Origin of the sequence: Sphingorhabdus contaminans (assembly GCF_007280415.1) — a bacterium.
Classification (GTDB): domain Bacteria; phylum Pseudomonadota; class Alphaproteobacteria; order Sphingomonadales; family Sphingomonadaceae; genus Sphingorhabdus_B; species Sphingorhabdus_B contaminans.
This window is the reverse complement of sequence record NZ_VKKU01000001.1, coordinates 1,131,173-1,153,119: the sequence shown is the minus strand read 5'-3', so window position 1 is coordinate 1,153,119 and position 21,947 is coordinate 1,131,173. Positions and strand designations below refer to the sequence as shown.

General features: G+C 54.6%; 26 protein-coding genes. 17 read left to right on the top strand and 9 right to left on the bottom strand.

Annotated elements, in window-relative coordinates; all coding sequences use genetic code 11:
* Positions 1–60: 60 nt before the first annotated feature.
* The 4 genes from FOM92_RS05705 to FOM92_RS05690 all read left to right on the top strand — a co-directional run bounded on the left by FOM92_RS05705 (position 61) and on the right by FOM92_RS05690 (position 3,841).
* Positions 61–528, top strand: coding sequence for an endonuclease domain-containing protein (locus FOM92_RS05705; protein ID WP_143775807.1), 468 nt, complete (start codon positions 61–63; stop codon positions 526–528).
* Positions 525–2,381: an acetyl/propionyl/methylcrotonyl-CoA carboxylase subunit alpha gene (locus FOM92_RS05700; RefSeq protein ID WP_143775806.1), complete on the top strand. Its 1,857-nt coding sequence runs from the start codon at positions 525–527 to the stop codon at positions 2,379–2,381. Before FOM92_RS05705 ends, FOM92_RS05700 begins: the two co-directional genes overlap by 4 nt.
* A gap of 68 nt (positions 2,382–2,449) precedes the next feature.
* Positions 2,450–2,905, top strand: coding sequence for a MaoC family dehydratase (locus FOM92_RS05695; RefSeq protein WP_143775805.1), 456 nt, complete (start codon positions 2,450–2,452; stop codon positions 2,903–2,905).
* 84 nt (positions 2,906–2,989) lie between these two features.
* Positions 2,990–3,841, top strand: a complete 852-nt coding sequence (locus FOM92_RS05690; RefSeq protein WP_143775804.1) for an HpcH/HpaI aldolase/citrate lyase family protein — start codon at positions 2,990–2,992, stop codon at positions 3,839–3,841.
* A gap of 9 nt (positions 3,842–3,850) precedes the next feature.
* Here FOM92_RS05690 and acnA read toward each other — a convergent pair whose 3' ends face one another.
* The 4 genes from acnA to FOM92_RS05670 form a co-directional block, all read right to left on the bottom strand.
* Positions 3,851–6,526 (bottom strand): aconitate hydratase AcnA, encoded by a 2,676-nt coding sequence (gene acnA, locus FOM92_RS05685; protein ID WP_143775803.1) that lies wholly within the window; start codon positions 6,524–6,526, stop codon positions 3,851–3,853.
* Positions 6,527–6,810: 284 nt separating this feature from the next.
* Complete coding sequence (locus FOM92_RS05680) at positions 6,811–7,008, bottom strand: hypothetical protein (RefSeq protein ID WP_143776335.1); 198 nt, start codon at positions 7,006–7,008, stop codon at positions 6,811–6,813.
* A 106-nt stretch (positions 7,009–7,114) separates the two neighbouring features.
* Positions 7,115–9,307, bottom strand: coding sequence for a putative bifunctional diguanylate cyclase/phosphodiesterase (locus FOM92_RS05675; protein ID WP_143775802.1), 2,193 nt, complete (start codon positions 9,305–9,307; stop codon positions 7,115–7,117).
* Positions 9,308–9,414: 107 nt separating this feature from the next.
* A complete protein-coding gene (locus FOM92_RS05670; RefSeq protein WP_143775801.1) occupies positions 9,415–9,651 on the bottom strand; it encodes a DUF167 domain-containing protein in 237 nt (78 codons plus the stop codon).
* A gap of 164 nt (positions 9,652–9,815) precedes the next feature.
* Here FOM92_RS05670 and FOM92_RS05665 point away from each other — a divergent pair, with 164 nt between their 5' ends.
* The 8 genes from FOM92_RS05665 (at position 9,816) to FOM92_RS05630 (ending at position 15,146) form a co-directional block, all read left to right on the top strand.
* Positions 9,816–10,337 (top strand): DUF11 domain-containing protein, encoded by a 522-nt coding sequence (locus FOM92_RS05665; RefSeq protein ID WP_170226794.1) that lies wholly within the window; start codon positions 9,816–9,818, stop codon positions 10,335–10,337.
* A 269-nt stretch (positions 10,338–10,606) separates the two neighbouring features.
* Positions 10,607–11,326: a hypothetical protein gene (locus FOM92_RS05660; RefSeq protein WP_143775799.1), complete on the top strand. Its 720-nt coding sequence runs from the start codon at positions 10,607–10,609 to the stop codon at positions 11,324–11,326.
* 117 nt (positions 11,327–11,443) lie between these two features.
* Positions 11,444–11,821, top strand: coding sequence for a fluoride efflux transporter FluC (locus tag FOM92_RS05655; RefSeq protein ID WP_143775798.1), 378 nt, complete (start codon positions 11,444–11,446; stop codon positions 11,819–11,821).
* Positions 11,818–13,032, top strand: coding sequence for an RluA family pseudouridine synthase (locus tag FOM92_RS05650; RefSeq protein WP_143775797.1), 1,215 nt, complete (start codon positions 11,818–11,820; stop codon positions 13,030–13,032). The genes FOM92_RS05655 and FOM92_RS05650 overlap by 4 nt, the downstream gene beginning before the upstream one ends.
* Positions 13,033–13,039: 7 nt before the next feature.
* A complete protein-coding gene (locus FOM92_RS05645; protein WP_143776334.1) occupies positions 13,040–13,702 on the top strand; it encodes an HAD-IA family hydrolase in 663 nt (220 codons plus the stop codon).
* Positions 13,699–13,923, top strand: coding sequence for a hypothetical protein (locus FOM92_RS05640; RefSeq protein WP_143775796.1), 225 nt, complete (start codon positions 13,699–13,701; stop codon positions 13,921–13,923). The genes FOM92_RS05645 and FOM92_RS05640 overlap by 4 nt, the downstream gene beginning before the upstream one ends.
* Positions 13,920–14,621 (top strand): ATP12 family chaperone protein, encoded by a 702-nt coding sequence (locus FOM92_RS05635; protein ID WP_143775795.1) that lies wholly within the window; start codon positions 13,920–13,922, stop codon positions 14,619–14,621. The genes FOM92_RS05640 and FOM92_RS05635 overlap by 4 nt, the downstream gene beginning before the upstream one ends.
* Positions 14,622–14,669: 48 nt before the next feature.
* Positions 14,670–15,146, top strand: coding sequence for a DUF3429 domain-containing protein (locus FOM92_RS05630; RefSeq protein ID WP_143775794.1), 477 nt, complete (start codon positions 14,670–14,672; stop codon positions 15,144–15,146).
* Between the two features lie 3 nt (positions 15,147–15,149).
* Here FOM92_RS05630 and gmk read toward each other — a convergent pair whose 3' ends face one another.
* A complete protein-coding gene (gene gmk, locus FOM92_RS05625) occupies positions 15,150–15,803 on the bottom strand; it encodes a guanylate kinase (protein WP_143775793.1) in 654 nt (217 codons plus the stop codon).
* A 48-nt stretch (positions 15,804–15,851) separates the two neighbouring features.
* Between gmk and FOM92_RS05620 the strand changes: the two genes are divergently transcribed.
* Positions 15,852–16,454: a DUF2585 domain-containing protein gene (locus tag FOM92_RS05620; RefSeq protein ID WP_143775792.1), complete on the top strand. Its 603-nt coding sequence runs from the start codon at positions 15,852–15,854 to the stop codon at positions 16,452–16,454.
* Here the strand turns inward: FOM92_RS05620 and FOM92_RS05615 are convergent.
* The 3 genes from FOM92_RS05615 to FOM92_RS05605 are packed head-to-tail and all read right to left on the bottom strand — an operon-like array spanning position 16,451 to position 18,517.
* Positions 16,451–16,642 carry a hypothetical protein gene (locus FOM92_RS05615; RefSeq protein WP_143775791.1) on the bottom strand — a complete coding sequence of 64 codons (192 nt, stop codon included), beginning with the start codon at positions 16,640–16,642 and terminating at the stop codon, positions 16,451–16,453. The genes FOM92_RS05620 and FOM92_RS05615 overlap by 4 nt on opposite strands.
* A gap of 10 nt (positions 16,643–16,652) precedes the next feature.
* Complete coding sequence (gene fumC, locus FOM92_RS05610) at positions 16,653–18,044, bottom strand: class II fumarate hydratase (protein WP_143775790.1); 1,392 nt, start codon at positions 18,042–18,044, stop codon at positions 16,653–16,655.
* Positions 18,041–18,517 (bottom strand): SspB family protein, encoded by a 477-nt coding sequence (locus tag FOM92_RS05605; protein WP_143775789.1) that lies wholly within the window; start codon positions 18,515–18,517, stop codon positions 18,041–18,043. The genes fumC and FOM92_RS05605 overlap by 4 nt, the downstream gene beginning before the upstream one ends.
* A 94-nt stretch (positions 18,518–18,611) precedes the next feature.
* On the opposite strand from FOM92_RS05605, the gene hisB reads away from it, so the two are divergent.
* Genes hisB through hisF form a run of 4 tightly spaced genes read left to right on the top strand, consistent with a single transcriptional unit; the run spans position 18,612 to position 21,311 of the window.
* A complete protein-coding gene (gene hisB / locus FOM92_RS05600) occupies positions 18,612–19,199 on the top strand; it encodes an imidazoleglycerol-phosphate dehydratase HisB (RefSeq protein WP_143775788.1) in 588 nt (195 codons plus the stop codon).
* Positions 19,200–19,202: 3 nt separating this feature from the next.
* Positions 19,203–19,814 carry an imidazole glycerol phosphate synthase subunit HisH gene (hisH, locus tag FOM92_RS05595; protein ID WP_143775787.1) on the top strand — a complete coding sequence of 204 codons (612 nt, stop codon included), beginning with the start codon at positions 19,203–19,205 and terminating at the stop codon, positions 19,812–19,814.
* Positions 19,815–19,827: 13 nt separating this feature from the next.
* On the top strand, positions 19,828–20,556 hold the full coding sequence (gene hisA, locus FOM92_RS05590) for a 1-(5-phosphoribosyl)-5-[(5-phosphoribosylamino)methylideneamino]imidazole-4-carboxamide isomerase (protein WP_143775786.1): 729 nt from the start codon (positions 19,828–19,830) through the stop codon (positions 20,554–20,556).
* Positions 20,553–21,311 (top strand): imidazole glycerol phosphate synthase subunit HisF, encoded by a 759-nt coding sequence (gene hisF, locus FOM92_RS05585; RefSeq protein WP_143775785.1) that lies wholly within the window; start codon positions 20,553–20,555, stop codon positions 21,309–21,311. Before hisA ends, hisF begins: the two co-directional genes overlap by 4 nt.
* Here hisF and FOM92_RS05580 read toward each other — a convergent pair whose 3' ends face one another.
* Positions 21,312–21,947 (bottom strand): NrsF family protein, encoded by a 636-nt coding sequence (locus tag FOM92_RS05580; RefSeq protein ID WP_143775784.1) that lies wholly within the window; start codon positions 21,945–21,947, stop codon positions 21,312–21,314.

The window sequence follows — 21,947 nt, the reverse complement described above, 5'->3', positions numbered from 1 at the left end:
GTTGAAGGGGCCGGTAATCCTAAAGGTGCCTTTCCTCCAACTTCGGTGGTCTCACTCCCCATGCTGGGGAGGAACGATTTGATAACTGGTCCCACTGACACGCTCAAACGCGCTCGCAAATTGCGGAGCGAGATGAGCTTGCCCGAGACAATATTGTGGTGCGAGTTGCGCAAGCGCCCTGGCGGATTCAAATATCGCCGGCAACATCCGGCGGGTAGGTACGTCCTAGATTTCTATTGTGCTGCGGCCAAGCTCGCCATTGAAGTTGACGGACGTTCACATGATGGTCTTGTTGCCGCAAAGGCCGGTGCGGCGCGAAGTCATTTCCTGCGGTCACAGGGTGTGGCAACCTTGCGGGTGCCTGTCAGCGCGGTTTTGGGTAGTTTGGAAGATGCGGTTTTGCGAATAATTCAGATTTGTGAGCAGAGGGTAGCTAAGTTGGCTGAACGGCGAGGGCATGAGGCCCTGCACGTGCCCCTCCACCATCCTTCGGATGGTCCCCCTCCCCATGTTGGGGAGGATTTATGATCAAATCGCTCCTCATCGCAAACCGCGGCGAAATTGCCTGCCGCATTATTCGAACGGCACGTGCTTTGGGTATTCGCACTGTTGCAGTATATTCGGATGCGGATGCAACGGCGCTTCATGTGCAGCAGGCCGATGAGGCTGTGCACATTGGTCTGTCGCCTGCGCGGGAAAGTTATCTTGTGGGCGCGCAGATCATTGCTGCTGCAAAGGCGACCGGTGCGGAAGCGATCCATCCCGGGTACGGCTTTTTGTCGGAAAATGCCGAATTCGCGCAGAGCGTCATGGATGCAGGTCTCGTCTGGGTAGGGCCCAAACCGGCGAGCATTACAGCCATGGGGCTGAAGGATGCGGCGAAAAAGCTGATGGCCGAGGCAGGCGTTCCTGTGACCCCCGGTTATATGGGTGAAAATCAGGACCCGGCATTCCTCGCCCGGCAGGCGGACGATATCGGTTATCCCGTTCTCATCAAGGCCGTTGCAGGCGGCGGCGGGAAGGGGATGCGCAAGGTCGATGCGCCTTCGGAATTTGCCGACGCTCTTCTTTCGTGCCAGCGTGAGGCAAGTGCATCCTTCGGCAATGCCCATGTCCTGATCGAAAAATGTATCCAGCGACCCCGCCATATCGAGGTTCAGGTATTTGGCGATATGCAGGGCAATATCGTCCATCTGTTCGAGCGCGATTGTTCGTTGCAGCGCCGTCACCAGAAGGTCATCGAAGAGGCACCTGCGCCGGGAATGGACGAGGAGACGCGCGAGCAGCTATGCGCGGCAGCGGTCCGGGCGGCCAAGGCGGTCGACTATGTGGGCGCTGGCACGATCGAGTTTATCGCCGATGCATCCGAAGGCCTGCGTGCGGATCGCATCTGGTTCATGGAAATGAACACACGGCTGCAGGTCGAACATCCGGTGACGGAGGAGATCACCGGCGTGGACTTGGTGGAATGGCAGTTGCGGGTTGCCAGTGGCGAAGCACTGCCAAAGCGGCAGGATGAGCTAAGCATCAACGGTTGGGCGATGGAGGCAAGGCTCTATGCCGAAAATCCGGCCACCGGGTTTCTGCCGTCCATCGGCACGCTCGATCATCTGGTATTTCCCGAAGACTTGCGGGTCGATACCGGAGTGACCGAAGGCGGCGAAGTCTCCCCCTTCTACGACCCCATGATCGCCAAACTGATTGCCCGCGGCTCAAACCGCGACGAAGCTTCAGCCGAGTTAAGAAACGGCATTGACGGTACCGAAGTCTGGCCGGTGAAAACCAACGCTGGATTTTTGGGTAGGCTGCTGGATTTGCCAGAATTCGCCGCCGGTGATGTCGACACAGGCCTCATCGCACGCGCAGTCGACGCCCTCGTCACGCCACCGGAGCCCGAGCCGGAAGAACTGCGCGAAGCAGCGGCCTTGCTGTGCGCAAGTCCGGGGCAAAGTCCGGTCAGTGCGGCGTTAGGTTTCCGTCTAAATGCTTCTTCGCAGGCCGAAGCACGCATAAAGGACGATAGCGGCGTAATACACGACGTGCTCTTTTCAGAAGTGGCAGAAGATTATCCGGCGGCCGATGTCTTGTCCTTTGTAGATGGGTTCGCACGCCGGTACGTCCTAGCTGAACCGCGAGGATCTGGCGTGGGAGGGGTCGGCGACGGCGTAATTCTTTCCCCAATGCCAGGCCGTATCATCGCGGTCGATGTTGCCGCGGGTGATCGCGTCGCCAAGGGCCAGAAACTGCTTACCTTAGAAGCGATGAAGATGGAGCATAGCCTTACAGCCCCATTTGACGGAATGGTGGCAGAGCTAAACTGCGAAGTGGGCGCGCAGGTACAAGTCGAAGCTCTGTTGGCGCGGATAGAATTGGCCGAGTGAACGAACGGGCGACTGCAGAGAAGTAAGATGCTGAAACAAGTTTGATAGGACAGCATAGGGATAAGGCGATGGCAGGCAAATATTTCAACCAATGGCAGATCGGCGATACGATCGCGCACGAAATCCACCGGACCGTAACCGAAACGGATAATCTGCTGTTTTCGGTTATGACCCACAATCCGCAACCATTGCATATTGACGCAGAAGCTGCGCGCGCAAGCGAATTCGGGCAGATTTTGGTCAATGGTACCTTCACTTTCAGCCTGATGGTCGGACTTTCGGTGGGCGACACGACGCTGGGTACGCTGGTGGCTAATCTCGGTTATGACAAGTTGGTCATGCCAAAGCCCGTCTTTATCGGGGATACACTGCGCGCGGAAACGGAAGTCGTTGGTTTGAAAGAAAGCAAGTCCCGACCAGATGCCGGGGTAGTTACCTTCCTTCATCGTTGTCTGAACCAGCGTGACGAGGTTGTATGCAGTTGCGAGCGGGCGGCTCTGTTAAAGAAGGACGAAAGCGCGTAACTATCAGAACCGGCCAAGCGAAAGCCCTAGTAGAAGCAATTTTCGAAAAGGCCGGCATTGGTGATAAATATAAGGCTCAACCGCATGAAGCTCCGCTCTCTCCTTTTTGTCCCCGGTGACCGGCCCGAACGTTTTGCCAAAGCGTCGGGTAGCGGCGCTGATGCAATCATCATAGATCTGGAAGATTCAGTCGCTCTTGACCGGAAAGTCTCTGCTAGAGAAGCGACAGCCGAGTATTTGTCTGGTGACCGACCTGTCCCCGTATTTGTCCGCGTCAATCCGCAAGACAGTCATCTGACGCATGATGATCTCGCATCAGTTTTGCCATTTTTGCCAGATGGTATTGTACTTCCGAAGGCGGAGGGAGCCCGATCGGTAAATTGGTTGCGCGCTGAAGCGGCCGCAGTTGCGGATAATCCCGACGGCGAAGCACCACCCATTTTGCCCATCGCCACCGAAACGCCCGGTGCCGTATTCGATTTGGGCAGTTTGCGTGAAGTCGCGCCCTGGCTGGTCGGCGTCAGTTGGGGGGCAGAAGATTTGCCTGCTGCCGTCGGTGCGGCCACGTCGCGAGAGCCTGACGGCAGTTACACCGCCCCATATGAACTGGTTCGCTCGCTTACGCTGTTTGCGGCACATGCCGCAGGTGTTGCTGCGATTGACACCGTGTTTCCAAATATCAGCGATACGGATGCGTTGGGCAGATATGTTGCGCGTGCTGCGCGAGACGGCTTCACCGGAATGCTCGCAATCCATCCATCGCAAGTTCAGGCGATCAATGACGGGTTTACGCCGTCGAAGCAGCAATTGGCACATGCCCAGGCCATCGTGGAGGCATTTGCCGCCAACCCGGGCGCTGGCGTGTTGCAACTAGAAGGCAAAATGATCGATGCGCCGCACTTGAAGGCGGCGCTATCGATCCTTGCCCGGGCCTAGGCGCCTCTATTAAGCCGCGAGTTTCCGCAGCACATAATGCAAGATGCCGCCGTTCATGAAATACTCGATTTCGTTCGCGGTATCGATCCGGCACAATGTGTCGAAGGTGAAAGTCGAGCCATCCTTGCGGGTTACATGCACCGTTACAGTCTGACGCGGCTGCAGGCTGGAAACGCTTGTGATGGTAAAGCTATCGTCAGCTTTCAGGCCAAGGCTGTTGCGGTCCTGACCTTCCATGAACTGAAGCGGGAGCACGCCCATGCCGACGAGGTTCGAACGGTGGATACGCTCGAAGCTTTCGACAATTACCGCACGCACACCGAGCAAATTGGTGCCCTTGGCGGCCCAGTCACGACTGGAACCTGTGCCATATTCCTTACCTGCGATGACCACGAGCGGCGTGCCGTCTGCTTTGTGTCGCATGGCGGCGTCGTAGATTGGCATAACTTCGCCTGCATAGCTTGACATGCCGCCTTCGATGCCGGGAACCATCTCATTCTTGATACGGATGTTGGCAAAGGTACCGCGCATCATCACTTCGTGATGGCCGCGACGCGCACCATAGCTATTGAAATCCGCCTTGCTCACCTGATGTTCCATAAGGAACTTGCCTGCAGGAGAGTCGGCCTTGATCGAACCTGCGGGCGAAATATGGTCCGTGGTGATGGAATCGCCGAGAATTGCGAGCGGCTTGGCCTCGATAATATCGGTCACTGGGGCCGGCGTCATGCTCATCCCTTCGAAATAAGGCGGGTTAGCAACATAGGTAGAACCGGCGCGCCACTGGTATGTATCCGAACCTTCGACCTGAATTTTCTGCCAATGCGCATCGCCTTCATATACTTTGGCATAGCGTGCGGTAAACATCGACCGGTCGATATTGGCGGTCATGACATCTTGAACTTCCTGGTTAGTCGGCCAGATATCGCGCAGGTAAACATCAGTCCCGTCGGTCGCCTGACCAATCGGGGTGGTTGTGAAATCTTCTGTAACAGTGCCTTTCAGGGCATAAGCAACGACGAGCGGTGGCGAAGCAAGGAAGTTAGCGCGCACGTCGGGCGATACGCGGCCTTCGAAGTTGCGGTTACCCGAAATCACCGAGGCTGCCACAATATCATTGGAATTGATCGCGTTGGAAATTGGCTCTGCCAACGGACCAGAATTGCCGATGCAGGTGGTGCAGCCATAACCAACCAAGTTGAAACCAACCGCATCGAGATCGGCGGTCAGACCGGCGCGGTCGAGATAATCGGTCACCACTTGGCTTCCGGGCGCGAGTGATGTTTTGACCCAGGGCTTTGGCCTCAACCCGTAGGCATTGGCTTTACGGGCTACAAGTCCTGCGGCCACCAGTACCGACGGGTTTGACGTGTTGGTGCACGATGTGATTGCAGCAATGACAACATCGCCATCGCCGATATCATGTGCCTTTCCTTCAACCGCCACGCGCTTAGCGCTTTCATGTTTGTAGACATTGGTCAGGTCGCCGTTGAACACGTCGTCGACCTGGGTCAGGATCACTTTGTCCTGCGGACGCTTCGGACCAGCGAGCGAGGGAACAACGGTACCCATATCCAGTGACAAGGTATCCGTGAACACAGGGTCTTCCATGTCAGCATAAGCCCACAGGCCTTGTTCTTTGGCATATGCCTCGACCAGCGCGATCTGGTCTTCGTCGCGTCCAGTCAGACGCAGATAGTCAAGCGTCTTTTCATCGATGCCGAAGAAACCGCAGGTTGCACCATATTCCGGCGCCATATTTGCAAGTGTCGCGCGGTCAGCTAGGCTGAGCGAAGCAAGGCCCGGGCCATAATATTCGACGAACCGACCAACAACGCCCTTTGCGCGCAACATCTGGGTTGCAGTCAACACCAGGTCGGTTGCGGTAACGCCTTCCGCCAGTGCGCCGGTAAGTTTGAATCCGACAACTTCAGGGATCAGCATCGAAACAGGCTGGCCCAACATCGCGGCTTCAGCTTCAATTCCGCCTACGCCCCAGCCGAGCACCCCTAGGCCATTGATCATCGTTGTGTGGCTATCGGTGCCTACGCATGTATCGGGATATGCAATTGTAGCACCATCGTCCGTCACAGAGGTCCATACGGCCTGCGCAATATGTTCAAGGTTCACCTGGTGGCAAATTCCCGTTCCGGGCGGAACCGCCTTGAAATTGGCGAGTGATTTAGATCCCCATTTCAGAAAATCATAACGCTCTGCGTTACGTTGATATTCGATCTCCACATTCTGCTCTGCGGCTTTGGGGTGGCCGAATTCGTCGACCATTACCGAATGGTCGATAACCAGATGGACCGGAACCTGCGGGTTGATCTTCTGCGCGTCACCACCCAGTTTATTCATGGCGTCGCGCATTGCTGCCAGATCGACTACGCAGGGCACGCCGGTGAAATCCTGCAGAAGAACGCGGGCAGGGCGATACTGAATTTCGCGAGTGGATTTGGGATCTTTTTGCCAATCGATCAGTGCCTGAACATCATGGACCGAAACCGTGAACCCGCCGTCTTCGAAACGCAGCAGATTTTCGAGCAACACCTTCATCGAAAAAGGCAGGCGGGATACATCGCCCAGCTTTTCAGCGACTTTCTTGATGGAGAAATAATCTACCGTTTTACCACCAGCTGAGAGCGTTGTACGGGTTTGCAGGCTGTCTAATCCGATTGCAGTCATTGATATATACCCCTTTGATGTTGGGCTTTTTGCCGGATGGGGAACGGCTACTCCCGCTCCCTTCGACAATTGCATGTCGAAGGTTACATTACAGTTGTCAGCGGGCAGCCAAACCAGCGTAAAAGCGGGAGATTCGATTGCTGCGCGCGCCTTAGCGCGTAGGGAAAGGAAAGGGAAGGGGAGTTTAATCCAAGAAGTTGTTTGGAAAAGAAGATATGGTTTAACTGTCCGGGCGCCGTGAAGCCCTTACCAACTGAGATATACTTTTCGGACGAACTAAGCGGTCAGATCAATATCATCTGGCGCGCGGGGTCGTTTCGGAGCTGCGCCAATGCATTTTGGGCGGCTGCAACCGCATTGCGATAATGCACCGTGCCAAAACGCTCAGCCTCCTCGAAATTTATAGGGGGCCACTCCTCGCCGGGATAAACTGTTTCATAAATGGCCCTCGCGGCGGCGCGCAGTTGGTGGTCGTGCTGCAAAGCGGGCACGGCGGGTCTCCTTTAGCTTGATTCGGAGCCGCAGGATAAATGTTCTTTATTTGTTCTGCAATCGCGGAGCCCAATTTTACCGGACTTGAATTTTCATTCAGTCCTGAAAATCCATGACGCTATGTCCGGACACTGCGGCGACCTGAATGAATTGCGGTTTCGTTTGGGGCACGCCGGGGACATTTGCAGCCGCCAAGATATAGGGCGATACGCGGTGGCGGGTGCACAGACCGCCTGCACCGTCGCTGACGAGCGGGGTTTCAAACTCGACTGCAATCATAGCATCCTGCGCCCGGGTAACGGTACACACAACGAGTTGACCGCCACCGAGATCGAGTACCAGCCCCGTACCTTCCGGTACCCCCAGCAAGCCATCAATAAGCGCGCCGGTTTTCGAAAGATTACGCATCAACGCATCATAACGATGATCGTCATGGATGACGCCAATTCGGCGGAAAACCGAACGCCGTTCAGGTCGATGACGTTCAGGGCCATCCGGTTCGATGCTAAGATCGCCGCATTTCAGGCGATGCAGAACCATTTCCTGGGGAAGTGCCTTGGAATAGATCCATCCCTGAATGAACCGAGCACCCTTGGATTTTACAACTTCCAACTGATCGAAAGCTTCGACGCCTTCGACAGTAGTTTCCATTCCCAACGCGTCCGAAAGGCCAATAATGGCTGCGATGATCTTGGCGCTATTCTGGTCTTTTTGCGTGCAGCTATCAACAAAGGTACGGTCGACTTTGATCTTGTCGAACGGAGCCGAACGCAGATAGCTAAGTGACGAATAGCCGGTACCAAAATCGTCAAGTGCCAGGCGGACCCCCAGTTCTTTCAGGGCCCGGAAGATATCGTCGATCGTCTCTCCATCCCCCATGAACACGCTTTCCGTGAGTTCAAGTTCAAGGCGATTGGGTTCCAGGCCAGAAGATTCAAGCGCATGTGTGACGATTTCGATCAAATCTGAATGTGCGAATTGGGCAGCAGAAACATTAACAGCGACGCGAACCGATTTCGGCCATTTCATTGCATCCTGGCATGCCTTGTTCAAGGCCCAGGCACCGATCTGGTTTATGAGGTCGGATTCCTCTGCAATAGGGACAAAAACATCGGGCCCAATGGTACCGCGCTCAGGATGCTCCCACCTCATCAGTGCCTCGAACGTCACCACCATATTGTCTTCGGTGCGAACGACTGGCTGATAATGCAGTTCCAGCAATTCATTCGCGAGCGCGTCGCGCAGACCTTCTTCCAGTAATCGGCGTTCTTCAGCTTCATCCTTAAGATCGGCGGAATAAAAACGGAACTGCCCACGCCCACCATTTTTGGCAGCATAAAGTGCAAGGTCCGCGTTATGGATCAGGTCCAGTTTGTCGATGCCGTCATAGGGCGCGATGGCAATACCGACCGAGGTTCCTATCGTCGCGCGCTTGTCTTCGATTGTGTATGGTTGGGATACAATTTGGATAATTTTATTCGCAAGTTCACCCAGTTTGCCGCGGTCATCAAGGTCGGGCAGAATGATCTGGAATTCGTCGCCGCCTAAGCGGCCTATTTCGCCACGTGCCCCGACAACGCGCTCCAGCCGCCGCGCAACCTGGCAAAGCAGATCATCGCCCGCAGGGTGACCAAGGGTATCGTTGACATGTTTGAACCGGTCGAGATCGAGCATGATGAGCGTGCAACTGCGCTTGGCAGATTTGTAAGCCGACAAAATGCTTTCTAGTTTCTTGTCCATGCGATGGCGGTTCGCAAGTCCGGTAAGCGAGTCAAACTCCGCCAAACGGGAATCAACCAGTTTGCGTTCATATTCGACCGTGATGTCTTTCGCACTGCCCCGATAGCCCTGAAAGTGGCCGGACTTATCAAATTTGGGATGACCCGAAATCGACCACCATGTGTGACGCCCTTCATCCTGTTCCGAATTCAAGGCAAAGCGGACAGTTTGATCGATAATTTTGTTTCGAGCGGTCAATTGGAAGTTGAGCGACCTGTCGGAACGTTCCCCGCTTGTGCTGCTGTCGGTTTCAAACAAGGCGGTCAATGGCTGTGCGAGCAATTCCTCAATCGGACGGCTCAGCTTTTCCGCAGCATTTTCGGATATATAGATCAGCCGATAATCTGCATCTGTTGCCCATAGCCAGCCAATGCCGGCATGTTCGAAATCGTCCAGAACCTCCAGCCTGCGGTTCGCGTCGGCCGCGGTGATGACGGCAACAGAGCCATAACGTGCGCTATCGCTGGAGCCCACACCGGGAAAACTACGGAAAAGTTTTGCGACGGCCATCGTCAATCCACATCAGCCAAGGGTAAAAGAAACCGGTTCATAAGAAATACACCCTAAACCGGGTTGGTTACCATAACGCTAATAAATGGCGGTTTTCGGGGACAAAATCATTCGGACAAGGTTATTTTTATCCGTTTGTCCCTGCTTGTTTGTCCTGAAATGATCGTCGCGGCATTGTTCGGGAGTTTCAGCCTCTGGGTGAGGAGTGCAATTACAGCTTTGTTTGCCTTGCCATCCTCCGGTGCTGCGGGGATCCAGATTTTGAGGGTTTCATTTTCGATGCCGAGCTTTTCAACCTTGGCGCCCGGAATAACGCGTAAGCGCAGTTCTCCGTCAGAATTCATCAAAGCGACAATATCTTGAAACGATGGCGTGGCTGACATGAGGGCACCAGATTAACATAAGAGAAATGCAGATTTTGCTACCCATTCACCCTTGTACCGAGATACACTGGGAACGACCCGGTTGGTAATCATTCGATTAAGACAGGAAAGCAATGAATAAGAGGATGTTGAAAGCCGTATTTCGATTTGTATCTCTGACGGCAATTTCAATCGGCGTGGTAATGAGCCCGGTTCAACTGGCAGCACAGGAATTGGCTCGTTCGCCTATTTCTTTGACAAGTGATGTAAAGATTGAACGAGTCGAAGTGGGACCGAACGGTCGCGAAATAGTAAAATTGTTCACGCCGAATGATATTGTTGTAGTGCCTGGTGACAAGGTGCTTTTCACGTTGCAGGTACAGAATTCCGGAGTGGAACCCGTGCCGGGTTTTGTCGCAACTAATCCCATGCCCGCTCCTGTACGCTTCACATCGGCGACAGAAAGCTGGGCCGACGTATCCGTGGATGGGGGCCTTACTTGGGGAAAGCTGGCCAATCTAAAGGTCAAAACGAAAGACGCAGCGGGCACGGCTGAAGTTGAGCGAGCCGCAGGTCCTGAAGATGTGACACATGTACGCTGGGTCTTTGTCGATCCTATCGCCGCCGGGGCAAAAAAGACGATCAGCTATCGCGGTGTGGTCAAATAGATTAACCCGCCCTGATCTGGAAATTTTAATGCATGTGACCTCGTCGCAATGGCGTTCGGCGTTAACTTCTCCATCGCGTCTGTCCCGCACTGGCACAAAGCGGCCAGAAGCGTAGGGTAAATGCGACTCGGTACGTCTGTTAACCACCTTTCGGACTAGCTTTTGCCGAATTCTGGACGCAGCGTTACAGGATGAAGAAATCAGGATTCCGCATAAAACGTGCTTTTCCACGCCTCACATTCCCGCTTTTGCTGGGAATGGCGCTTGCTTTGCCATTAGCTGCCTGCAGCAATGAAAATGCGAATGATGTTGCGGTTGCGGATCTGGATAACAAGCTTGTTGGAAAGGGCAGCGACCCTGAAGCCAACGCGGCTTTGAACGACCGAATTCTCGTCGACCCTGACCTAACTGACAATGCCAATGTCAACAGCGTCAAAGGGTCGGACAAGCCGCTCGGGGGTGCTGCACCTGCAAATGGCGGTTACAATGGTGACGCATCGATTGAAACGCTCGATAGCGCTAAATTGATGCGGGCTCCGAAGGCGACCGTTGTGGCTGCCGAGGAATGCACCGATTGCGGTGATCGTCGCGCCGCTACATTAGGCGGACTTGCTGCAGACCAAGGCGTCACTCGTGGCAAAGGCACCTGCGATGCAAAGCTGCAATATGGTGCCGGTTGGGCAAATCGTATGCCTCCGGAATTTCCGGTTTATCCGCGCGGTCGCGTAAAAGAGGCTGGTGGTGTTGATGGTGGCATTTGCGATATCCGAGTGGTCTCGTTTGTAACATCCGCAGCAATGCAAAATGTCATCGACTATTATTACACCCGCGCACGGAAATCGGGCTACAATGCCGAGCATCAGATCCGTGCAGGCGAACATGTGCTGGGTGGTACCCGCGACAATGATGGCGGCGCTTATTTCATCACCTTTAACAAGGCATCCGGTGGCGGCACGGCGGTAGATATTGTGGCCAATAACGGCCGCTGAAAAGAATTTTCAGACCGAAGCGCCTGGGGCGGCAGAGGTGCCGCCCTATTTTTTACCCAAATTCCCGCCGCGTCTGTCCCGCTTCCCTTATTGGCCTTCGCCCGCTAAGGCGGCGGGATGTATTCCATCCTTCTTGTCATGTCGGGCGGCGCCATCGGGGCGGGGTTGCGCTTTGGGCTGTCACAGGCATTGCCTTATTCGGGGCAAGGTTGGCCATGGTCGACATTTGTCGCCAACATATTAGGCGGTCTGGCCATGGGAATATTGGCGGCATGGGTCTTTCGGGGTGATAGTTCGGCTGAACCTTTACGCCTGTTTGTGGGCGTCGGGGTGCTGGGCGGGTTTACGACATTCAGTGCGTTCAGCCTGGAAATGGCTCGGATGATTGAACAGGGCCATACGGGATTGGCTGCAGGATATGCGGTGGCGTCGGTGCTTCTTGCATTGGCGGCGTTATTTGCCGGAATGACGGCAGCAAAGGCATTTTGGGCATGAGCAAAAACGACGAGAAAGGGATACGGCAGTTTGTCGTTGAACCCGACGATGATGGCATCCGGCTGGACCGCTGGTTCAAGAGGCATCTGCCTGACGCGTCTTTCAACGTCGTGTCACGTTGGTCACGCACTGGGCAGTTGCGGGTGGACGGCAAGCGTGCAACGCCCGGTGACCGGTTAACGGCAGGGCAGGCGATCCGCGTCCCGCCAGCGGACCCAACAGCTGCGGCAAATGCGCGGCCAGTCCGCAGACGCCGGGAGCTTACCGAAGATGAAATGGAATTCGCGCTATCCATGGTCATCCATAAGGACGATGCCGCGCTCGTCATAAACAAGCCGGCAGGATTGGCGACACAGGGCGGAACAAAGACTGAAAACCACGTTGACGGTTTATTGGATGCCTTGTTTTTCGAGCTGGATAGCCGACCAAAGCTTGTCCATCGACTGGATAAGGATACGTCAGGGGCATTGTTACTGGCACGGACGTCGCGGTCGGCGGGGCATTTCTCGAAAGCGTTTTCGTCGCGCACGGCACGCAAGGTCTATTGGGCTCTGGTTGTTGGCGTCCCGGATATCGCGGATGGATTTATTGACCTGCCGATTGGCAAACAGCCGGGCAGCGGCGGCGAGAAGATGCATGTCGATGAACAAAATGGTCAGTCCGCCCGTACCCGTTACCGTATCGTCGAAAGAGCGGGCAACACATGCGCGTGGGTGGAATTGCAACCTTATACCGGACGGACGCACCAGTTGCGCGTGCATATGGCGGCCATCGGGCATCCGATCGTTGGCGACGGTAAATATGGCGGGAAGGATGCTTTTCTAACCGGGACCATCAGCCGTAAAATGCATTTGCACGCGCGCCGTTTGCGAATTGATCATCCGCAGGGGCATCAGATTGACGTACGTGCCGATTTGCCGCCGCACATGCAGGACAGTTTTGCCGACCTGGGGTTTGACATCGAGCTAGGCGACGCGCTCGTCCTTGATGCGCCAAAATTTTCAGAGACGGCGGAAGGGAAAAAACGTCTCGCAGCAAATATTGCGAAATCCGCGCGGAAAGAACGGAAGGGAGAACGTCGTTCTCGCGGGACAGTATCGGAAAAGCCAAAGGACAAAAAGCGTAGCCAGTTGGCGACGGCAAAGAAAATCGCGTTGAAGAAGCCCGTCATCAAAAAGGCTGTCCGCAAAAAGCCGATGGTAAAGAAGTGACGTGACAGTGACAGGAAAGCTAGCGATTTTCGACTGTGATGGGACATTGGTCGATAGTCAGGCTAACATTTGCCTCGCAATGGAGCATGCCTTTCAGGAAGCGGGAATGGTGCCACCTTCGCGGCATGCCATCCGCCGAATTGTTGGTCTCAGCCTGGTTGAAATCATGCGGGTATTACTGCCCGATTCCGATGCGTTGCTGCATTCCGAAATGGCCGATCGTTACCGGGCATCCTATCTCATTTTGCGAAACAACGGTTTGGAGCATGAGCCGCTTTATGATGGCATGGCCGCGCTTTTGGCATCGATGGATGAAAGCGGCTGGTTATTGGGCGTTGCGACAGGAAAATCCGATCGTGGGCTCGAACGCTGCCTGAATCATCATGCTATAAAGGGGCTGTTTGTTACTTTGCAGACTGCAGACCGCCATCCTTCAAAGCCTCATCCGTCTATGGTGTATCAAGCATTGGCAGACACAGGTGTAGAAGCAGGGCAAGCCGTCGTTATTGGCGATACAGTTTATGATATTCATATGGGCCGGGCCGCCGGTACACGCACGATCGGTGTAAATTGGGGATATCACCCTGTAGACGAATTGCGCGCTGCAGGTGCCGATGCCATCGCCGAATCCATGGATGAACTTGCCGCCCTACTGGGAGATTTCGCATGACACCTGAAGACGAAACAAAAGCACAATACCGCTTTCTGGTCATAAACATCTGCCGCATCACTGGTGCGGTGATGTTGGTTATTGGTCTGGCGGTTATTGCGCGCGGCGTATTTGGCCTCCCGAAGGCGGCCGGATATCTGTTGTTTCTCGTCGGTATGGTCGATTTTCTGCTGGTGCCGGTATTTCTGTCAAAGCGATGGAAGAGCACGCCAAAGTTATGAAGCGATTTTGGAAAGAAGTAACGCTTGAACAGGGCACATATGGCTATGCCATTCGGCTCGACAGGAGAGCGGTTAAAACCCCGACCCGCAACGAACTGGCGCTGCCTACACAGCGGTTGGCCGATGCTGTGGTGGTAGAATGGGAGTCTGTCGAAAAAGATATTGACCCCACACAAATGCCAATGACCGGCTTTGCAAATGCGGCAATTGATCGCGTTGCTCCGGATCGAGACGCGTTTGCCGCAGCCATAGCAGCATATGGCGAGACAGATTTGATGTGCTATCGTGCGGCACAAGGCGAAGCGCTTGCAGAAAGACAGTCCGAAATCTGGGACCCTTGGCTGGATTGGGCGCGTCGGCGTTATGATGTCAGCTTTGTCGTGGTCGAAGGCATAATTCACAAACCCCAACCCGAGGCGACGCTTGAAAAGTTACGCGCTGTCGTGGCTGCGCGCGGGACATTCGAGCTCGCCGCAATGGCAAAACTCGCGCATCTTTCTGGTTCGCTCATTGCCACTCTTGCGGTGGTTGAAAATGTGGGGACTGCCAAAGAAATATGGAATGCGGCCTGCCTTGATGAATTGTGGCAAGAAGAGTTGTGGGGCGCCGATTACTGGGCACAGAAAAACCGAAGCGACCGTGAAAGTGATTTTATGCAGGCGGTGCGTTTTCTGGACCTTCTCGGACCAAAAACATAGGTGAAAGCCTAGGTCGCTCAAGCTTTCATATCTGGCTAAATCGCCGCCATGAACAACATTTCGACCACGAGCTCATCCAATTTGCCACAGACTGCGCTCATTGCTGGATATTCTGGACTTCTGCCGCAGATATTGGCCGCCATTCTGGTTTTTACAGACAGTGAATATCGCTGGACCGGCCTTGCGGCGGCATATGGCTATGCCGCACTTATTTTCAGTTTTCTCGGCGGAATTTGGTGGGGCTTTGGCATGACCGCCCGAAAAACAGATGCAGCGGCCGGACCCATTTTCATTCTTGCCGTGGCGCCCAGTCTTATTGCGTTTGCAACTTATCTGCCCTGGATATGGGGATGGGAATGGCCCGGTCCATCATTGGCATGGATTGGGATTTTCCTTATCGCCTCGCCGCTGGCCGATCGCTGGCTGCAACACTGTTGCCACTTGCCCGCAGGTTGGATGAAGTTGCGTTGGCATCTTTCTCTGGGATTGGGTGGTTTGACTCTGTTACTCGCCGTTATGGCCTGAGGCTTATGTCGCAGCGAGGTCGCGAACGAAGCCGATCAATCCCTTTTGCCGTCGTCTTTTCATGCGCTCTGCGGCCAGTATCTGACGGACCTTGTCAAAGCAGGTTTTGATATCGTCGTTGATCAGGACGTAGTCATATCCGTCCCAATGGCCAATCTCCGACTTCGCGCGGCTCATGCGATCGGCGATGACTTCTTCGCTATCTTGCGCCCGCGTGTGTAAGCGGCGTTCCAATTCTTCGATTGACGGCGGCAGGATGAATACCCGAACCACATCGGGACCGGCTTCCTGATACAATTGCTGTGCGCCTTGCCAGTCAATGTCGAACAGAACATCGCAACCGGCCGCCAGCTTCTCTTCAACCGGCGCTTTGGGTGTGCCGTAGCGATGACCGAACACATGCGCCCATTCCAGAAATTCACCGTCAGCAGCCATTTTTTTAAAGGTGGGCACATCGGTAAAGTGATAATGAACGCCATCCACTTCGCCGGGACGTGGCGGACGTGTGGTATAAGATACCGACAGCGCAATCTTCTCATCTGCCTCCAGAAGCATGCGGGACAATGTGGATTTCCCGGCACCCGAAGGCGAGGAAAGCACAAAAAGCAGACCCCTGCGTTCGAGTTCATGCGGCTTGTGGTTGTTGCTATCGGCCATAGCCGCTACTGCGCGAAAGAAGAGGCATGCGTCAAGGGGGAAGCTGAGATGGATTGGCCATTGCGGGTAAGTAAGTTCAGCGTCCTGATCGCTCTGCTGCTTCTTGCACTTTTGGTCGCTATTCTCTTCGCGATGGATCGTCCTGCGATCTGTGCATGTGGCAAGATAAAATTATGGCATGGAATTGTCCAATCGTCTGAAAACAGCCAGCATATCGCGGATTGGTATACTCCGAGCCATATCATTCACGGTTTCATATTTTTCGGTCTCGGGCGTCTGGTCCTGCGCCGATGGCCGCTGGGACTTTCCTTATGCGCGGCAATCTTCGTCGAAGGGGCTTGGGAAATACTGGAAAACTCGCCGGTGATTATCGATCGATATCGCGAAGTGACTATTTCCTACGGCTATTCAGGCGACAGTATCATCAATAGCATGTTCGACATGGTCTGGATGATATTGGGCTTTTTCTTGGCATCACGCTTGCCCTGGAAAGCGACGTTAGCACTCGCGTTGATATTCGAAGTCTTCACCGGATGGATGATCCGGGACAATCTGACATTGAATATATTGATGCTCGTGGCACCCATTGAAGCCGTCAAAAACTGGCAGGCAGCGGGTTCCGGCTATTGGTTGACCGGAAAAGCAGATTAGGCGCGACGTCCGCGGCGTTTGTCGTAAATCGTTTTTGCCGCAATTGCGCCGCCAACTAGCAAAAGACCGGGAATTGAACGCGTTGCAATACGCGTGGCAACAAGACCGATACCAGCGCCCAGAAGCCCGTTTCCGCGTTTGCGACCGATTACTTCGCCAACAACGGCTCCAGCGATGGATTTTAACATTTCGGTTCTCCTACACCATATCCTGAGGTCTGACATGGGTATCGAATGTTGCTTCGTCAACCAGTCCGGATTCTAAAGCCGCATGGCGCAAAGTGGTTCCGTGCGCATGTGCCTGCTTCGCAATTTTGGCGGCGTTGTCATAGCCGATGACCGGGGCGAGGGCGGTGACCAGCATAAGCGAGTTTTCCATTAGACCCGCGATCCGGTCCTTGTCAGGCTGCAGCCCCTCGACACAATTTTTGGCGAAAGTTTCCATACCAATGCTGAGCAATTCAATCGAACGCAGGACATTGGCACCGATCAACGGCTTGAACACATTCAACTCAAGGTGGCCCTGTAGACCGCCTACGGTAACTGCCTGGTGATTTCCGATCACTTGTGCTGCAACCATTGTCAGCATTTCGCATTGTGTGGGATTGACCTTGCCAGGCATGATCGAACTGCCCGGTTCGTTTTCAGGGAGCAAAAGCTCCCCGAGACCAGAGCGAGGGCCGGACCCCAGCAAACGGATGTCGTTCGCGATTTTAGTAAGGCTGACGGCAAGGGTGTTTAATGCGCCGGACATTTGAACTAGCCCGTCATTGGATGCCAACGCCTCGAACTTGTTGCGTGCCGGTTCAAATGCGATGCCGGTTGCGGCTGAAATGTCCTTCGCAATAGCCAGATCAAACCCTTTGGGTGCATTCAATCCGGTACCCACCGCAGTGCCACCCTGTGCCAGCTTTTGAACATTATGCACGACAGTGCCTTCAATCCGCGCCCGATTGGCAATCAACTGGGCGACATAAGCTGAAAATTCCTGTCCGAGCGTAAGTGGAGTTGCGTCTTGCAGATGTGTCCGGCCAATTTTGATGATGTCGGCCCATTCCTCAGATTTAGACCCTAGAGCTTCGGTTAGGATCGCGAGGGCAGGCAATAATGAGCCGTGGATTGCTTGGGCAACAGCGACGTGAATTGCGGTGGGGAAGCTATCGTTCGAGGACTGCCCCTTGTTTACATGGTCGTTGGGGTGCACCGGAGAATTTCCGCCCCGCGTGCCGGTGAGAATCTCATTCGAAATACCGGCAATGACCTCGTTCACATTCATATTGGATTGCGTGCCGCTTCCGGTTTGCCAGATTACGAGCGGAAACTGGTCATCAAACTCTTTTCCCAGGATGCGATCAGCAGAGGCAACGATGGCGTCCGCGATTTCAGCTGAAAGCGCACCCGATGCCTTGTGCGTTCGGGCAGCCGCGCGTTTGACGTGGGCCAGGCCGTAAACGATACCTAATGGCATTCGTTCCTGCGGAGGGAACGGGAAATTGGTAATGCTGCGTTGGGTTTGCGCACCCCAATATGCGGACGCAGGAACTTCTATAGGACCAAAGCTGTCAAATTCCGTACGGGTTTTACCCGTCATTTTTTGCGTCCAAAATCCACACTGACGACGTTGGAACCATCTTCTACAAGTACGGTAGGCTCGTCATTACCAGCCTCATCGTGGGGCTCCGGACCGCTTTCGCCCGCATCGACATGAAATTGCAGTGCAAAATCAACGGCAGGGTCCACAAATGCCGTGATGGCGGAATAGGGAATGACCAGATGCGAAGGAATCTGGCTGAAGGACAGGCCAACTTCGAAATGGTCCGATTCGACTTTCAAATCCCAATATTTGTGCTGAAGCACTATCGTCATCTCGTCCGGAAAACGTTCGTGAAGATGAACCGGAATGGAAACACCGGGTGCTTGCGTTTTGAAAGTTATGTAAAAATGATGGTCGCCGGGCAATCCATTGACAGCCACATCGCCAAGTACGCGTCCGACAACGGCGCGTAACGCCTCTTGCACGACGTCATCATAGGGAATCAGGCTATCGATATGCTCATCGGTCATGCGCGCTTGGTGGACCGAGGAGCCGCTGAAATCAAGATGCTTGTTGTGGTCATGTCAACTTGCCAAGCGCGATATTATCCGTATAGCGGCGGCCATGCGCACCGGGAATATCAGCCGAAAGACAAGCGAAACGTCGATTGATGTTGAGGTCAATCTTGACGGAAGCGGAGTATATGACGTTTCGACCGGTATCGGCTTTCTGGATCATATGCTGGAACAATTGTCCCGGCACTCTTTGATTGATCTGAAAGTAAACGCGGTCGGCGATTTGCATATCGACCAGCACCACACGACCGAGGATACCGGGATCGCGATTGGCGAGGCAGTTCTTCAAGCGCTGGGGGATAAGCGCGGAATTACGCGCTATGGTACAGCTTATGCGCCGATGGACGAAACGCTGACACGTTGTTCTCTTGATATTTCCGGCCGTCCCTATTTCGTATGGAAGGTCTCGCTGGGGATGCCGCGTCTGGGCGAGTGGGATACGGAGCTCATCGAGCATTGGTTCCATAGCTTTGCGACTGCTGCCGGCATCACTCTGCACGTCGAAAATCTTTACGGTTCGAACAACCACCACATTGTGGAAAGCTGTTACAAAGCTTTGGCCCGTGCCCTGCGGCAAGCGGTGGAGATTGATTCCCGCAAAGCGGACGCAGTTCCATCCACCAAGGGGACGCTGTAAGCCGTGACCCTGGCGCTAATTGATTATGGCGCGGGAAACCTGCATTCGGTGCACAACGCGTTGAAAGCAGCAGGCGCCGCGAATATTGCGGTCACTGCAGATCCCTCCATTGTCGAAAAAGCCGAACGCATCGTTTTACCCGGTGTCGGTGCATTCGCGCATTGTATGGAGGCATTGTCGGCCATTGGGTCGATGATCGAGGCTCTCGAAAGCCGGGTGTTGCAAGATAAGGCGCCTTTTTTGGGCATATGCGTCGGTATGCAGTTGCTGGCTGATGCTGGTGTGGAACATGGTACAACACAAGGTTTGGGCTGGATTGGTGGCACGGTACAGGCAATCAAACCGGCTGAAGGTTTGAAAGTACCGCATATGGGGTGGAATGACGTGAAACCCGTTTCCGATGTGCCTCTGATTGAAACGGGTGAGGCTTATTTTCTGCACGGTTACCATTTCGACGTGACAAATTCCGCAGACAAACTGGCCGCTACAAACCATGGTGGCGAACTGGTCGCTGCGGTTGGTCGGGACAATATCATCGGTGTGCAATTCCATCCCGAAAAGAGCCAGGCCTATGGCATCAATTTCCTGAAACGCTTTCTGGAGTGGCGTCCATGACAAGGGATTTGGCATGATCGTATTTCCTGCAATCGATCTGAAAGGCGGCGAAGTGGTGCGCCTGGCGGAAGGCGACATGGATCGTGCGACGGTCTATGCCGACGATCCGGCAGCGCAGGCTTTGTTGTTCGCGGAACAAGGGGCTGAATTTCTGCATGTTGTCGACCTTGACGGTGCTTTTGCCGGGCGGCCCGAGAATGCCGAAGCGGTTGAAGGGATTATCGAAAATTTTCCGGGTTATGTGCAACTCGGTGGCGGAATACGAAATGTGCAAACCGTCGAGCGATGGTTTGACATGGGCGTGGCGCGGCTGGTTATCGGAACGGCAGCGCTGAAAGACCCGCAATTTGTAAAGGATATGGCCCGCGAATTCGAAAATGGCATTGTCGTTGCCGTAGATGCCCGTGACGGCTTTGTTGCAACCGAAGGCTGGGCTGAAAAATCGGATATGCCTGTCGTGGATCTGGCGCGCAGGTTCGAGGATGCCGGCGTAGCATCGATATTATTTACCGACGTTGGCCGCGATGGAATGCTGACGGGATGTAATATCGAAGCCACGGTCGATCTCGCACGGGCGGTGCAAATACCGGTTATCGCCAGCGGTGGGGTCAAGGGTATTGACGATATCCATATGCTGTCATTGCATGCCAAAGACGGCATTGAAGGCGTCATTACCGGACGGGCAATTTACGACGGTCGCCTTGATCTTGCGACTGCCATAGCATTGGCGAACCGGGCGTGACAGTCCGTATACGGGTTATTCCGTGCCTTGACGTGGCAAATGGACGCGTCGTGAAAGGTGTGAATTTCGTCGACCTTCGCGATGCCGGTGACCCGGTCGAACAGGCGCAGGCTTATGATATGGCCGGGGCTGACGAGCTATGCTTTCTCGACATTGGTGCAAGCCATGAGGGGCGGGGAACGATTATCGATGTAGTGCGCCGTACTGCAGAAGTCTGTTTCATGCCTTTAACCGTTGGCGGCGGCGTCCGCAGTGCCGAAGATGCCCGCGCGTTACTTTTGGCTGGCGCAGATAAGGTGGCGGTCAACAGCGCGGCAGTCGCCCGGCCGGAAGTGGTGGCTGACATCGCCGAGCGCTTCGGAAGCCAGTGCGTGGTGGCATCGGTCGATGCGCGACGTAGCGGCGATTGCTGGGAAATCTTTACGCATGGCGGCCGAAAACCGACGGGCATTGATGCCTTGGAACACGCGGTTAAACTTGCCAGACTGGGGGCAGGAGAACTGCTCGTGACAAGTATGGATCGGGACGGCACCCGCGATGGCTATGATTTGGAACTCACCCGCGCGATTGCCGACGCGGTTGACGTACCGGTGGTCGCCAGCGGCGGGGTAGGGCATCTCGACCATTTGGTCGAAGGTGTCCGTGAAGGGCATGCCAGCGCGGTGTTGGCGGCTTCAATATTCCACTTTGGTCAGCACAGCATTGCCGAAGCGCATGCAGCTTTGCGCGCAGCAGGATTACCGGCCCGGAGCTGATTACCAGCGTATCATTCGCGGGACGATCAACCGGCCAAGTATCGAACAGAAAACAAGCGCCAGACTATACCACATGCCGATGTAGACCACATCGTTAAAGGGGCAGTGGATATTGTAGGCAAAGGCGCCAAGGCCGCCTGAAGCCAGCCCTGTCAACCAACCTGCGCGTTCCGGTGATGTGGGTGCGCCCTTGCGTAACCAGACTATCATAGGAGCCGCGGTGGCAAGCCCGCCCACGAGGCTATAACCCAAACACCGCATACCAGAGTCCATCGCCGTGAAAGCGGGGCCTGTATCCCCCGTCATTGCAACAATTATAGCTGCCAACGGAAACAGAACTGCGGCGCCAAGCGCCATTTGCCAGCCATTTTGACTGCGCCCAACCGAAGGGCTCGCCATAGCTGTAACGGCATGTGCGGCTGCCCCCCCTAAAAGCAGCAAAACACCTGCGCGGATCAAGAACATTTCATCTGGTTTTCCCGCCAACAGATCAGGACGCATACCTTGCAGCCAAATAACAATTGCAGTGGCGATTACCGTTAACAGCGCAGAGACCAGCAAAGGTATCTGCGGGCGCAATGGCTTTACAGGTTCCAAGTCCTGCACAAGCGCGGAAACATCAAAACTATTGGGCAT